Annotated in this window: 13 protein-coding genes and 1 pseudogene; 9 read left to right on the top strand and 5 right to left on the bottom strand. The window is 62.4% G+C overall.

The window, feature by feature from the left end:
- Nucleotides 1-161: 161 nt before the first annotated feature.
- The 3 genes from LB553_RS01990 to LB553_RS01980 all read right to left on the bottom strand — a co-directional run bounded on the left by LB553_RS01990 (nucleotide 162) and on the right by LB553_RS01980 (nucleotide 3,356).
- Nucleotides 162-506, bottom strand: a complete 345-nt coding sequence (locus tag LB553_RS01990) for a DUF6252 family protein (protein WP_411962238.1) — start codon at nucleotides 504-506, stop codon at nucleotides 162-164.
- Between the two features lie 306 nt (nucleotides 507-812).
- Nucleotides 813-1,496, bottom strand: a complete 684-nt coding sequence (locus tag LB553_RS01985; protein WP_224510024.1) for a DsbA family oxidoreductase — start codon at nucleotides 1,494-1,496, stop codon at nucleotides 813-815.
- Between the two features lie 39 nt (nucleotides 1,497-1,535).
- On the bottom strand, nucleotides 1,536-3,356 hold the full coding sequence (locus LB553_RS01980) for an extracellular solute-binding protein (RefSeq protein WP_224510023.1): 1,821 nt from the start codon (nucleotides 3,354-3,356) through the stop codon (nucleotides 1,536-1,538).
- Between the two features lie 295 nt (nucleotides 3,357-3,651).
- On the opposite strand from LB553_RS01980, the gene LB553_RS01975 reads away from it, so the two are divergent.
- Nucleotides 3,652-4,272, top strand: coding sequence for an invasion associated locus B family protein (locus LB553_RS01975; protein WP_040982846.1), 621 nt, complete (start codon nucleotides 3,652-3,654; stop codon nucleotides 4,270-4,272).
- Between the two features lie 196 nt (nucleotides 4,273-4,468).
- Here LB553_RS01975 and hspQ read toward each other — a convergent pair whose 3' ends face one another.
- Nucleotides 4,469-4,792, bottom strand: a complete 324-nt coding sequence (gene hspQ, locus LB553_RS01970; RefSeq protein WP_040983419.1) for a heat shock protein HspQ — start codon at nucleotides 4,790-4,792, stop codon at nucleotides 4,469-4,471.
- Nucleotides 4,793-4,964: 172 nt separating this feature from the next.
- On the opposite strand from hspQ, the pseudogene LB553_RS01965 reads away from it, so the two are divergent.
- Nucleotides 4,965-5,135, top strand: a pseudogene (locus LB553_RS01965) (AEC family transporter); the annotation flags it as partial.
- Here the strand turns inward: LB553_RS01965 and LB553_RS01960 are convergent.
- A complete protein-coding gene (locus tag LB553_RS01960) occupies nucleotides 5,112-6,323 on the bottom strand; it encodes a UbiH/UbiF family hydroxylase (protein WP_224510021.1) in 1,212 nt (403 codons plus the stop codon). The pseudogene LB553_RS01965 and the gene LB553_RS01960 overlap by 24 nt on opposite strands.
- A gap of 101 nt (nucleotides 6,324-6,424) precedes the next feature.
- On the opposite strand from LB553_RS01960, the gene LB553_RS01955 reads away from it, so the two are divergent.
- From LB553_RS01955 to LB553_RS01925, 7 genes are all read left to right on the top strand, one after another.
- Nucleotides 6,425-7,315 carry a DUF2182 domain-containing protein gene (locus LB553_RS01955; RefSeq protein ID WP_224510490.1) on the top strand — a complete coding sequence of 297 codons (891 nt, stop codon included), beginning with the start codon at nucleotides 6,425-6,427 and terminating at the stop codon, nucleotides 7,313-7,315.
- Between the two features lie 11 nt (nucleotides 7,316-7,326).
- Entirely contained in the window at nucleotides 7,327-7,941 is a 615-nt protein-coding gene (locus tag LB553_RS01950; protein ID WP_224510019.1) for a DUF1326 domain-containing protein, read from the top strand.
- Nucleotides 7,942-7,994: 53 nt separating this feature from the next.
- The gene (gene pcsA / locus LB553_RS01945) at nucleotides 7,995-8,756 is read left to right on the top strand and encodes a phosphatidylcholine synthase (RefSeq protein ID WP_263483897.1); all 762 of its coding nucleotides are present in this window, start codon (nucleotides 7,995-7,997) and stop codon (nucleotides 8,754-8,756) included.
- 134 nt (nucleotides 8,757-8,890) lie between these two features.
- The gene (locus LB553_RS01940; RefSeq protein WP_224510017.1) at nucleotides 8,891-9,868 is read left to right on the top strand and encodes a quinone oxidoreductase family protein; all 978 of its coding nucleotides are present in this window, start codon (nucleotides 8,891-8,893) and stop codon (nucleotides 9,866-9,868) included.
- Between the two features lie 294 nt (nucleotides 9,869-10,162).
- Nucleotides 10,163-11,740 (top strand): ABC transporter ATP-binding protein, encoded by a 1,578-nt coding sequence (locus LB553_RS01935; RefSeq protein WP_224510015.1) that lies wholly within the window; start codon nucleotides 10,163-10,165, stop codon nucleotides 11,738-11,740.
- Complete coding sequence (locus LB553_RS01930) at nucleotides 11,737-12,864, top strand: ABC transporter permease (protein WP_224510013.1); 1,128 nt, start codon at nucleotides 11,737-11,739, stop codon at nucleotides 12,862-12,864. The genes LB553_RS01935 and LB553_RS01930 overlap by 4 nt, the downstream gene beginning before the upstream one ends.
- A complete protein-coding gene (locus tag LB553_RS01925) occupies nucleotides 12,864-13,784 on the top strand; it encodes an ABC transporter permease (RefSeq protein ID WP_224510009.1) in 921 nt (306 codons plus the stop codon). Before LB553_RS01930 ends, LB553_RS01925 begins: the two co-directional genes overlap by 1 nt.
- Nucleotides 13,785-13,796: the final 12 nt, after the last annotated feature.

Here is a 13,796-nt window from a genome sequence, read left to right as displayed (position 1 = left end):
CGGGCAACAGGAGGCCGGTGCCGGGAGATCCATTCAGCGCGCAGATTTTGGGTTTCATTCCAGGGCGTTAAGGGCAATTGAGCCAGCCGACGAACGCTTCCCCAGGGGAAGCAAAAACACGAGCTTGTGAACGAAAAAGGGGCGCCGCTCAGCCGTAATGGCTACTGCGCGCTGACTGGAATGCCCGAAAATTTACCGTCCGTGAGCTCTTCAGGCTTGCGCGATTCGTCTTTTCCCGAGGCACTAAAATGACCGGAAATGGTCTTTGCCGCTGTGTCGTACTTGTCGACGACGATCTCGCCGCTGGCAAAACGGACATGACCGACCATGGCGCCGGAATCAAGCATATCGAAATTGGCGCTGTTCGCGGCGGACCCGGTCTTGAGCTTGTAGCTGCCGGCAAGGTCGTTCGGATCCTTGAGCACCAGCATCGAATTGAAGGTCTTGGTCGGCGAGCCCTGCTCGGTTCCCGACAAATTCAGCACTGGCTTGCCGCCCATCTGCATCGTCTGGGCCATGGTGAAAGACGCTGTCCAGGGTCTGCCTTCAAAAGTCGCCGACATGACGGCTTCCTCGGCGGACACGCGCTGCAATGTCAGCGGAAGCCCGAGAGCGAAAGGCAAGCACAGCAGCAACAATGCGCGACGCCTGACCGCCATTCGGTGCCCCTCAAATCAGTTAAACTCTTGTCTAGCTCAGCGCCATCTTCAGGGCGATTCACCAGATCGTGTTTTGGCGAGCCGACTGTCAGGTAGGAGCAATCCAGGAAAAATGCGCGACGGCTTTCCGTCCGAAATTGCGTAGAAGAACGCTCAGCCTGCGGCGGTTTCCAATTCGCCGCGCGCCTTGGCCTGGGCCACCTGGCGGATCGCGTCCGCAAGCGTGTCGGCGTCCTGCGCGCCCATCACGGCGTATTTGCCTTCGAGCAGGAAGCAGGGCACGCCGGTGATGCCCATGCGCGAGGCAGTGGCGATCTCGTTGCGGACTGCCTCGACGTCGGCATCGGTCGGTAGCAGCGTCTCGACCACGGATGTATCCATGCCAGCCTCGCCGGCGGCCTTCACCAGCACGGCATGGTCGCCGATATTGGCGCCTTCCTCGAAATTCAGCTGGAAGAGGCGGCGCACCAGGCGGTTCTGCACGTCCTCGCCGGCAGCGCCCGCCCAGCGGATGACCCGATGAGCGTCCAACGTGTTGGCGGCGACCTTGATGGCGCCAAATGCAAAATGGATGCCCTCGGCTTCGCCGAGCGGCTCGATGCGCGCATGGATCTGCTGGATGCGTTCCTCGCTGCCGAACTTGCCGAGCATGTATTGGCGGCGGTCCATACCTCCCTGCGGAATGGTCGGATCGAGCTGGAATGGCCGCCAGCGGACATGCACGTCGATGCCGCTTGCAGCAGCAATGGCCTTATCCAAACGCTTCTGGCCGATGAAGCACCAGGGACAGACGACATCGGAAACCACGTCGACGGTGATCGAGTTCTCGGCGCTCATGCTCGTCTCCTGTTGGGTCCCGATTGGGTTGGATTTGCGTCAGTTTGGCTTTCGCCACCAGGTCGGCAGCTGATAGCCGAATATGGGGGTCTTTTGCGGATGTTCCAGATAACTCCAGTAAGCGAGCCATTGCTGCGTGTTGTATTGCATCGGCACCATGTAGTTGCCTGAAATCAGAAGCCGGTCGAGGACACGCACCGCCGCGACATAGTCCTCTTTGGTGCGGGCGTTCAGCATGGCGTCGATCGCGGCATCGATCGCCGGATCGGCGACGCCGGCGAGATTGAACGATCCTTCCGTTTGCGCGGCGACCGAGCCCCAGCGGCCGACCTGCTCGCTGCCCGGCGACAGTGAATTGCTGAAGCCGCTTGTCCCGATCAGAACCTCGAAGTCGAAACGCTGCTTGCGCGACTGGATCTGGTCGCCGTCGAGCGTACGGATGCGGACGTCGATGCCGATTTTTTCCAGCGTGCGCTGATAGATGGCCGCCAGCCGCTCTTCATCCTGCGAGGAGGTCAGGATCTCGAAGCCGAAAGGGTTTCCCTGCGGGTCGAGCATCTTGCCGTCCTGCACGTGGAAGCCCGCGCTCTTCAGCAACTCGAAGGCGGCTTTGAGCACCTTGCGATCCTGGCCCGAACCATCGGTCACGGGTGGGCGCCAAGTGCCGTCCATCACGTCGGGCGGCACGCGGTCAGGATAGGGCGCAAGCAGCGCCTTTTCACGATCGTCGGCCGGGTGGCCAAGCGCGGACAGGTCCGAATTCTGCCAATAGCTCATGGTGCGGTTGAACTTGCCGCCGAACAGATTCTTGTTGGTCCATTCGAAGTCGTAGAGCATGCCGAGCGCGCGGCGGACCACGGGATCAGCGAATTTGGGCAACCGGGTGTTGAACAAGAAGCCGGTCACCACGGGGGGGATACCGGTGTTGAAATATTCTTCCTTGACTTCGCCTCTTCGGAAGGCCGGAAAATCGATGTCGCGCTCGCGCTTGACCGGATCGGTCTCGTCGTCGAGGGCACAGATGCCTTTCTTGAACGCTTCCGTCTTGGCGTTGGCGTTGAGAAAATACTCGATGGTGACCTGGTCGAAATTGTCGAAGCCGCGCTTGGACGGGAGGTCCTTGCCCCAGTAATCCGGATTCCGCTTGAAAACGATACGCTGTCCCGGCAGCACCTTGCCCACGGTGTAGGGGCCGCTGCCGATCAGCGGCTTCAGCGTGGTCTTGTCGAACGTGTCCTTGTCGAAGGCGTGCTTCGGAACGATCGGCGTCAGCGCGACGATCAGCGGGAATTCTCGGTTGGCCTTGTCGTTGAAGGTGAACTTCACGCTGTGCTCGCCGGTCTTCTCCAGCTTGGCGATCATGCTCATGCGGTCGCTATAGGGCGGGCGGCCCTTTTCGGCGAAGACGTCATAGGTGAACAGCACGTCCTCCGGCGTCACCGGCTGGCCGTCCGACCATTTTGCGTTGGGGTTGAGATGGAACTCGATGCTCTTGCGATCCGGATCCATGTCGGCGCTGTCGGCAAGCAGTCCGTAGAGGCTGAAGGGCTCGTCATAGTTGCGCTGCATCAACGGCTCGAAGACGAGATTGCCGTAAACCGTATCGATCATCCCACGCGCCGTGGTGCGCAGGCTTTTCAGGATGAAGGGGTTGAGGTTGTCGAAGGAGCCGACGACACAATAGGTCACGCTTCCGCCTTTCGGCGCGTCCGGATTGACGTAGTCGAAATGCTGGTAGTCGGGCGGCAGCGCCGGCTCGCCCTGCATGGCGATGCCGTGCTTCGGCTCCGACTGTGCCGGAAGCAGCGAGAGAGCCAGAAACGAGGTCGCGGCGATCAGCCGAACGAGAACGCGGTCCATGACCGTCTCCTTGCCGGGCGGCTTTGTGATTCGCCGTGCACCGTAGAGCATTTCGCCATCCGATTGAATCGGCGCGCCAACAGGAATAGGGCTCAGCCGCTCCACCGCCGATCGACGCCCCGCCCTGGCACACGAAACCGCTAAGAAATCGCGGAAACCGGGCTGGATTCGGCGCCGCTGGCAGTGTAACACGCGCTCCGAAGTCATCCTGTTGCCTCATTTGGGCAACAGGTAGCTAGACCACACGGCACGAAGAAGCCGGTTCCCGGGATCATTTGAGAGGAAAGTGCACCATATGACGATCAACGCGTACCGCCTTTCGGTGCTGGCCGCAGGCGTGGTCGGCGTTCTGGGCGCCGGGCTTTTCACCGCCTCGGCCCAACAGCAGCCGCAGATCCCGCAGGGCTGGTTCAAAGCCTGCACCAAGCAGGAAGACGTCGACATCTGCAATGTGCAGAATATCGTCACTGCCGGCAACGGCCAGCTCGTCACCGGCGTCAGCCTGATCGAGCTCAAGGGCAAGGTGAACCGTAAGGTCTTCCAGGTCACGGTCCCGACCGGCCGCCTCGTTCCCCCGGGCATTGCGCTTCAGATCGATTCCGGCAAGGCGCAGAAGCTCGATTATGTGATCTGCTTCCCGGATCGTTGCGTGGCGGAAGTGCCGCTGAGCGACCAGCTCGTTGCTTCCTTCAAAAAGGGGCAGGGCATCACGCTCACCTCGATCAACTTCCAGAACCAGCCGAACCCGATCAAGATCGCGCTCACCGGCTTCAGCGGCGCCTATGACGGCCCGCCGCTGCAGCAGTCGGACATCGAGGACCGGCAGAAGAAGCTGCAGGACTTCGTCGCCAAAAACAACCAGGACTTCGCCAAGAAGCTCAAAGACGAGCAGGACAAGGCCAAGACCGCGAACTGATCGCGCAAGCGCGTTTTCGGAACAACAAAAGCGGGGCAAATGCTCCGCTTTTTTGTTGTTGACGCGCTGCGCTCCTTGGAGCAATTCCAGGAAAAGTGTGAGCGGTTTTCCGTCCGGAATAGCGTAAAAATAAGGAGATGGAGCATTTCACCGTTTCTGTGAACGGTGAAATACTCTGGCGATGTGCTTTTGCGCTTCAGTGCTTCGACTGGCGCTTCGGCTCGTAGCGGCCGTCCGGCAGCTTGTCGAACATCTCGCCGATCTGCGGGTGCCGCACCGGCTCGCCCGATCGGTCCTCGAGCAGGTTCTGCTCGGACACGTAGGCGATGTACTCGGTCTCAGAATTCTCCGCCAGAAGATGGTAGAAAGGCTGATCCTTGCGCGGGCGCACGTCGGCCGGAATGGCCTCGTACCATTCTTCGGTGTTGGCGAATTCGGGATCGACGTCGAAGATCACGCCACGGAATGGAAACAGCCTGTGGCGAACCACTTGCCCGATCGAGAACTTGGCTGTTTTCATAGCATTCACCACTTAGGTTCCGAGGCGCCTCTCTTGGCCGCGCACAGGGCGCCTAAGACCTTGAATTTACACGTTAGCCAGCCAAAAATCGACCCCGACTTTGGGCTTGGGCCTATTTGGCGCAGACACTTCCGCAATTCAATAGCCGAACGAGTCAAGCAACGGGCCAGCGGCGGCGCTGCCGACGGTGACCAACGTCCTCGTGATCGCATAGCAATATGACGTGTGGGTGCAGCGGGCCTCGGCCAGCGTGCTGATCACGACATGCTTCCCGGTGGTGACGGCGACCGCGCTGCTTTATGCGATCCGGCACGGAATCCTATCGGCCGGCCTCCTTCCTTAAGCCGCCGGCAATGGCGCGAAAACCACTGCCGGGCCGCAGCCCCTCGCGCATGAAGAAGGCGCGCAGCGGGGCGAAGCTGCCCAAGGCATTCAGGCCGGCGCTGCGTGCTAGCTGTGCCGGCAGCATGTCGGACAAGAGCGACATGTTGAGCAGGTTCACCGCGCCGCTGCGCGCCCATATGTCGGGCCGGCGCCTCGTGTCATAGGCGGCGAGGGTCCGGCGCGATCCGGGATCATTGCTGTTTTCACTCGCAATTCCAATCAGATCTTCGATATCCCTGATGCCAAGGTTGAGGCCTTGGGCGCCGATCGGCGGAAACACATGCGCCGCTTCGCCGACCAGCGCCACGCGATTTTGCGCGAAACGGCCGGGCGAGGCCGCCGACAAGGGATAGACCTGGCGGCCCGGCTCGACCGAGACCCGGCCAAGCATCGACTGCATCTGTTCCTCGACAAGGCCCGACAGGGCTGCATCGTCGAGCGCCGCAAGCTCCCGCGCCGTCTCCGGCTTCACCACCCAGACAAGGCTGGAGCGCTTGCCGGGCAGCGGCACCTGTGTGAACGGTCCCGTTTCGGTGTGGAATTCGGTCGAGACGAAGCCGTGCTCGCTGCGGTGGCCGAAATTGAGGACGAGTGCCGACTGCGGGTAGGGCCGCGCGGAGGCGCGAATGCCGGCGGCTTCACGCGCCGGAGACAGACGCCCATCGGCGGCGACCGCCAGCGACGCCGAGACTTCGTTGCCGTCGGCCAGCCTTGCATGGGCCTGGTCGGCGTCAAGGTTCCAGGACTCGACGGTGGATTTCAGCCAATGAATGCGACCATGAGCTGAAACGGCCCTGGCAAGGATGGGGATGAGAGCCTTGTTCGGCAAATTGAGCCCGAACTGTTCCTCGCCGATCTCGCTGGCGCGAAAGGTCACGGTTGGGCTTCGGATCAGCCGCCTTGTGGCGTCGACGATGCGCATCGCCTTGAGCGGCGCGGCCTGCGTCCTCAGTTCGGCAAGAACACTCAGCCGGTCGAGGACCTTCAGCGCCGGATTCATCAGGGCCGTGGTGCGGCCGTCGGCGGCGTTGACCTCAGGGCCGACCAGCGTCACGCCGAAGCCGGCCTCGGCAAAGCCGAGCGCCGCGACCAGGCCGGCAGGACCGCTGCCGGCAACCAGGATGAGGGCTTTGTCGTTGTGCTCCACGCCAGGCTTCCACAATGCGAGGCGACCCGTCGGGCCTTTATCGGGATATAGGTCAGATCGGCCGGCTTGATCAACGCGGCGATTCAGCCCATTCGATTGCCATGAGCGGCGAGCAGCATGATTTCAGCCATCTCGACCGCGCCGGCCGCGCGACGGCGGGCGTGGCGCGCAGCCCGCGCCGCGCGGTCATGCTCACGATTGGCATCGGCATCGCCTTTGCCTGGTTCCTCCTCGGCGCAATGGCGATCCGCGGCGCCGAAAGCCGCCCCGCCGGCGCGCCGGGCGACATGCTGCTGAAAAATCTGCCGAGCCTGCCATTGCCGGATTTTCTCGACCGGTTCTTCGCTCTTTGTCTTGCGCCGACGCCGCTTGCCGGCCCGACCGGCCTGCAAGCGACGGCGCTTGTGCTGATGTGGTTCCTGATGGGAGTGGCGACGATGCTGCCTTCGGCGGCGCCGTTGATCCGCACCTATTGCGAAATCGCCGATACCGCGAGGATCAAGGGCGAGCCCGCCGTTCATCCGCTGGTGCTTGTCGCCGGATATCTCGCCACATGGCTTGGCGCATCCGTGGGTTTCACCGTGTTGACGCTCGCGGTCTACGCCTTTGCCGGTTCCGGCCGAATGCTCGATCCTGCCGTTGGCATTGCCGGCGCCGCCGCGCTGCTTGTCGCCGGCCTTTATCAATTCAGCGGCTTGAAACAGGCGTGCCTGGAAAAATGCCGCAACCCGTTCTCGATCCTGTTCGCCAACTGGAGCGCGAAACCAGGCCGCATCTTCCGGCTCGGCCTGGAGCAGGGCGTCTGGTGCCTCGGTTGCTGCTGGGCGCTGATGCTGGTGATGTTTGCCGTAGGCGCCATGAACGTCTTCTGGATGGCGCTGATCGGCCTATTCGCGCTGATCGAGAAACAGACCGCCGGCAGGGTGGCCAGCCGGGTTGCCGGTGCGATACTGCTTGTGTGGGCGGTAGCCCTGCTATTAGTTTCGGCATGAGGGAGAATTCGATGACCGACCAAAGCTGGGCGATGAAGGGGGAGCTGGTACTCTCCTGCAATTGCACGGTTTTCTGTCCCTGCGTGCTGTCGCTCGGCAGCCATCCGCCGACCGAGGGCTATTGCCAGACTTGGGCAGGCTTCCGCATCGATGCGGGCCATTTCGGCGAGGTCGACCTTTCCAGCCTCAATCTTGGCCTGATCATGGAAATTCCCGGTTACATGAGCCGCGGCAACTGGACGGCCGGCCTGTTCATCGACAAGCGCGCCTCGATCCATGCGGTGAAGGCGCTGACCAAGATCTTCACCGGCAAGGCCGGCGGCACCACCTCGCTGCTGTCGATCCTCGTCGGGAAATTCCTCGGCGTCGAGCAGGTGCCGATCACCTATGAGACCCGCGACAAGACACGTGTCTTCCAGATTCCCAAGATTATCGACGGCGCGGTGACGCCCATTCCCGGCAGGGACCGTGACAAGAATACGGTGATCACCAATTCCGAATATTGGATCGCGCCGGAGATCATCGTAGCGAAGTCCGACAAGAGCAAGATGCGCGCCTTCGGCCGCAACTGGAATTTCGCCGGCCGCTCGGCCGAAATCTGCAAGCTGGACTGGCGGGGACCGTGAGCAAGAACACAAGGGCCGGCAAGGCAGCCAAGAAGATCGCGCAACGCATCCCGTTGCCGAAGAAGAAGGTGACATGGCCGCAGGCGCGCGCGTTCTCCGTGCATCTGCTCACCGCGTCGGGGTCGTTCCTTGCCTTCCTGTCGCTGGTGGCGGCAAGCGAGCAACGCTGGACGGCGATGTTCTGGTGGCTGGGGCTGGCGCTGTTCGTCGACGGTATCGACGGCCCAATCGCCAGGAAGCTCGAGGTCAAGGAAATCCTGCCGACATGGTCGGGCGAACTCCTCGATAACATTATCGACTATGTCACTTACGTGCTCATTCCGGCCTTCGCGCTCTATCAGCGCGGCTTCATGGGCGAGAATCTGTCCTTCCTGTCGGCGGCCATCATCGTCGTCTCCAGCGCGATCTACTATGCCGACACCGGAATGAAGACGAAGGAGAACTTCTTCAAGGGGTTCCCGGTCGTCTGGAACATGGTGGTGTTCACGCTCTTCGTCATCGAGCCTGGGCAATGGGTGTCTTTCGCCGTGGTGGTGGTCGCCGGCATTTTGACCTTCCTGCCGATCAACTTCATCCATCCGGTGCGGGTGGTGCGGCTCAGGTCGCTCAATCTCGGCATGATCCTTTTGTGGTGCGCCTTCGGCGCGCTTGCGCTTGCGCAGGCCGCGCTTGCCAGCTTCTACAACAAGATCGGCGTGCTGGGGGAGCAGGTCAGCGACTTCACCAAGATCGGCATCACCATCACCGGGCTCTATCTCGCCTGCATCGGGGGCGTCATGCAGATGTTCCCCAATCTGGGCGCCAAGAAGCCCTGATCCTGGATCAGGATATTTTTTGGCTGAATGGTCATCCTGACCTAACTGTCCATCGGTGCATGCCCTCCCGAAAATGGTTCTTCCTTTCGGAATCACGGTCCAGATTGTGTGCCTACTCTTCGGAGAATTGAGCGATGTCCAAGGCAATTCGCATCCACGCCAATGGCGGCCCCGAAGTCCTGGCTTATGAAAATGCCGATCCCGGCCAGCCGGGAGAAGGCCAGATCTTGATCCGGCACACAGCGATCGGCCTCAACTTCATCGACGTCTACTATCGCTCCGGACTTTACCCGCCGCTCGGCGGTTTTCCGCTGATCCCGGGCGGCGAGGCGGCAGGCGTCGTGCTGGCGCTCGGCACCGGTGTCGACTGGCTGAAGCCGGGCGACCGCATCGCCTATGCCGTCAATGTCGGGGCTTACGCTGAGCAACGGGTGATTGCCGCCGAGCGCGTGGTCAAAGTGCCGGACGGCATCAGCGACGAGCAGGCAGCGGCGATGATGCTGAAGGGCATGACGGCCGAATACTTGTTGCGCCGGACCTTCCCGGTGAAGGCCGGCGACACGATCCTCTACCACGCAGCCGCCGGCGGCGTCGGGCTGATCCTCGGCCAATGGGCAAAGCATCTCGGCGCAACCGTGATCGGCACCGCGAGCTCCGCCGACAAGATCGAGCTCGCCCGGGCGCATGGCTTCGATCATGTCATCAACTACAAGGAGCAGGATTTCGTCGCCGGCGTCGCGGCGCTTACCGGCGGGAAGAAATGCGACGTTGTCTACGATTCCGTCGGCGCCGACACTTTTCCGGCATCGCTCGATTGCCTTCGGCCGTTGGGCATGTTCGTCAGCTTCGGCCAGTCGTCCGGGCCGATCCCGCCTTTCTCGATATCGCTGCTGGCGCAGAAAGGCTCGCTCTACGCGACCCGGCCGACGATCTTCGTCTACAACGCCAGGCGCGAGGATCTAGTAAAATCGGCCGAAGCGCTTTTCGACGTGGTCAAGAGCGGCGCCGTCGAGATCAAGATCAACCAGCGCTATGCGCTGAAGGACGCCGCAAGGGCGCAAGCTGATCTCGAAGCCCGCAAGACGACGGGGACGACCATTCTCATTCCTTAGAGCGCTTCACGGAAGCGGCGCACCGCTCTATTGCAATTCCCGACGGAAAACCGCTTTACACCCTTCGGCACCGTGCTCTATCCGGCTGCCTTGTTTTTCAGCGGCTTGCCGAGCCCGAAGGCACGGCTTGCCTGAAAAGCGATGCGGATTTGCCGTTGTTCTCAAGAGATCTATCTTAGCCCTTGAGTTTCCGCTGAAATTCTTGAAGCTCTTTCAAGTTGGGTGCTGCTTTCCGATGGGAGCCGGCCGCGCATACCATGATCGCGGGAACACAGAACATATCCGGGAAACTGGATGGGAGGCACCGTGAGTGCAAATCATGACAGGTCGAACCTGCTCGAGGTTCGTGGCCTTACCAAGATTTTTGGCACGCTGACGGCGTGCGATCACATCGATCTCAACATCGCCAAGGGCGAGATCCACGCGCTGCTCGGCGAGAACGGCGCCGGCAAGTCGACGCTGGTCAAGATGCTGTTCGGATCGCTCGAGCCGAACTCGGGCGAGATCTTCTGGGACGGCAAGCCGGTCAAGATCACCAGCCCGGGCGTGGCCAAGAAGCTCGGCATCGGCATGGTGTTCCAACACTTCTCGCTGTTCGAAGCGCTGACGGCGGCCGAGAACATCGCGCTTTCGCTCAATGACGGTTCGCCGATCAGCACCATTGCGGCGAAGGCGAGGGCGCTGTCCTTCAGCTATGGACTGCCGCTCGATCCGGACTCGCTGGTCGGAGACCTCTCCGTCGGCGAACGCCAGCGCATCGAGATCATCCGCTGCTTGCTTCAGACACCGCAGCTCATCATTCTCGACGAGCCGACCTCGGTGCTGACGCCACAGGAAGCCGACAAGCTGTTCGAGACGCTGGAGCGCCTGCGCTCGGAGGGCAAGTCGATCCTCTACATCTCGCACCGGCTGGAAGAGGTCAAACGCATCTGCGACCGCGCCACGGTGCTTCGCCACGGCAAGGTCGTCGGCCACTGCAATCCGCGTGAGGAGACGGCCGCATCGCTTGCCCGCATGATGGTCGGCAGCGAGGTAAAGGCGGTGGTGCGTGCGCCGGCGGAAGGCATCGAAACGGCGCCGGCCCTGCTGGAAATCCGCGGCCTCAGCCGCAAGCCGGCGACGCCCTTCGCCATCCCGCTGAAGAACATCAACCTCACCGTTCGTGCCGGCGAAGTGATCGGCATCGCCGGCGTCGCCGGCAACGGTCAGGGCGAGTTCTTCGAATCCGTCTCCGGCGAGGTGCTGCAGCACGATGCCGGTTCCGTGCGCATCCGCGGCAAGGATGCCGGCGGCCTGTCGATCACCGGCCGCCGCCTGATGGGCGCCGCCTTCGTGCCGGAGGAGCGGCTAGGTCATGGCGCGGCGCCGCGCATGAAGCTTTCGGAGAACCTGCTTCTGTCTCGTCACGCCACCGACGGCAAGGCTTTCGTCGGCTCGGGCGGCACGGTCAAGAACGGCGCGGTTTACAGCGCCGCCCAGCGTATCATTAAAGCCATGGACGTGCGCAAGAGCGCGCCCGATCCGGAGGCCGCCGCACTATCGGGCGGCAATCTGCAGAAATTCATCGTCGGCCGCGAGCTCGACCGCAGGCCCAGCGTCATGATCGTCAACCAGCCGACATGGGGCGTGGACGCGGGTGCTGCCGCTCACATCCGCCAGGCTTTGATCGAGCTCGCCCGCAGCGGCTCCGCTGTCCTGGTCATCAGCCAGGATCTCGACGAATTGTTCGAACTGTCGGACGCCATCGCCGTCATCCACAACGGAGAACTGTCGACGCCGCTGCCGATCGCCGAGGCGACTTTCGAGAAGGTCGGCCTGTTGATGGGCGGCGCCGAGCCCGGCCATGCCGAACACAGCTTGGAGGTCGCATGATGCGCATCGAACTCGTCAAACGCCCGCAGCGCTCGGCGCTGTTCTCGATGCTGTCGCCCTTCATCGCCTTCGCGCTGACGATCATTGCCGGCGCCATCATGTTTGCGCTGCTCGGCGTCAATCCGCTCAGTGCGTTCGAGATCTATTTCGTCGAGCCGATCAGCCAGGTCTGGCAGTTACATGAGTTGGCGATCAAGGCAGCGCCGCTGATCCTGATCGCGGTCGGCCTGTCGGTCTGCTACAAAGCCAACATCTGGAACATCGGCGCCGAAGGCCAGTTCATTTTCGGCGCGATCTTCGGCTCGATCATGCCGGTGCTATTCCCGCAATTCGAAGGCCCGCTGGTGATCCCGCTGATGCTTTTGCTGGGCATGGTCGGCGGCGCCTTCTACGCATCGATCCCGGCGCTTCTGAAGACGCGCTTCAGCACCAATGAGATCCTCACCAGCCTGATGCTGGTCTATGTCGCGCAGCTTTTCCTCGACTGGCTGGTGCGCGGCCCCTGGCGCGATCCGCAAGGCCACGGCTTCCCGCAAACCATCCAGTTCGGCGATTCCGCCGTGCTGCCTGAACTGATGCCGGATGCCGGCCGCGCCAATTGGGGTTTCGTCTTCGCGCTGGTCGCCGCGGTAGCGATCTGGCTGATGATGAGCCGCATGCTGAAAGGGTTCGAGGTCCGCGTGCTGGGTTCAAGCCCAAGGGCAGGGCGCTTTGCCGGCTTCGGCTTCAACAAGATGGTGTTCTTCGCCTTCCTTCTGTCCGGGGCGCTGGCCGGCCTGGCCGGCATCTCCGAGGTCTCCGGCGCCATCGGCCAGTTGCAGCCGGTGATCTCTCCCGGCTACGGCTTCACCGCTATCATCGTCGCCTTCCTTGGGCGCCTCAACCCACTGGGCATCGTCGCGGCGGGCCTGGTGCTGGCGCTGACCTACCTCGGCGGCGAGGCGGTGCAGAGCGCGCTCGGCATTTCCGACAAGGTGGCGCGCGTGTTCCAGGGCATGCTTTTGTTCTTCGTGCTCGGCTGCGACACGCTCATCCATTACCGCATACGCCTGATCGGCATGGCGCTGACGAAGCCGAAGGGCGCGGCGCTCGAAGCAGCGCCCAAGCTCGGGGAGGCCCGCTGATGGACATCACCGTCAATATCCTTTTGACCATCGCGACCGCGGCGACACCGCTTCTGATCGCGGCGATCGGCGAGTTGGTGGTCGAGCGCTCCGGCGTGCTCAATCTCGGCGTCGAGGGCATGATGATCATGGGCGCCGTGGGCGGCTTCGGCGCAGGGTATCTGACCGGATCGCCGTGGATCGGCCTGCTTGCCGCGATCATCGTCGGCGCGCTGTTCTCGCTGCTGTTTGCCGTCATGACGCTGTCGCTCGCGACTAACCAGGTGGCGACCGGCCTGTCGCTGACGCTGCTCGGCCTCGGCCTCTCCGGCATGATCGGCACCAGCTTCGTAGGCCAGCCGGGCGTCAGGCTGCCCAACCTCGACATTCCCGGGATCAGCTCGATCCCGATCGTCGGCAAGCTGGTCTTCGGCCAGGATCCGGTATTCTACATCTCGATCGCGCTGACCGCGGCGGTGATGTGGTTCCTGTTCAGGACGCGCACGGGGCTCACGCTGCGTTCGATCGGCGACAGCCATACGTCGGCGCACGCGCTCGGCATCAAGGTCATCCGCTACCGCTATCTCGCCGTGATCTTCGGCGGCGCCTGCGCCGGCCTTGCCGGCGGGCACCTGTCGCTGGTCTACACGCCGCAATGGGTCGAGAACATGAGCGCGGGCCGCGGCTGGATCGCGCTGGCACTGGTGGTGTTCGCTTCCTGGCGCCCGTGGCGGGTGCTGGCCGGCGCCTATATCTTCGGCGCGGTGTGGATCGGCCAGCTTCATGCACAGGCTTTTGGCATTCCGGTGCCTTCGCAGTTTCTTTCTTCGCTGCCCTATCTGGCAACCATCATGGTTCTCGTTCTAATCTCGCGCAACAAGCGGCTGACGATGATGAACACGCCGGCTTCGTTGGGGCAGCCATTCGTTCCGGATCGTTGACGACAACAAAAA

Source organism: Mesorhizobium sp. CA8 (genome assembly GCF_020164955.1).
Lineage (GTDB): Bacteria > Pseudomonadota > Alphaproteobacteria > Rhizobiales > Rhizobiaceae > Mesorhizobium.
This window is presented reverse-complemented; position numbering and strand designations above follow the sequence as displayed.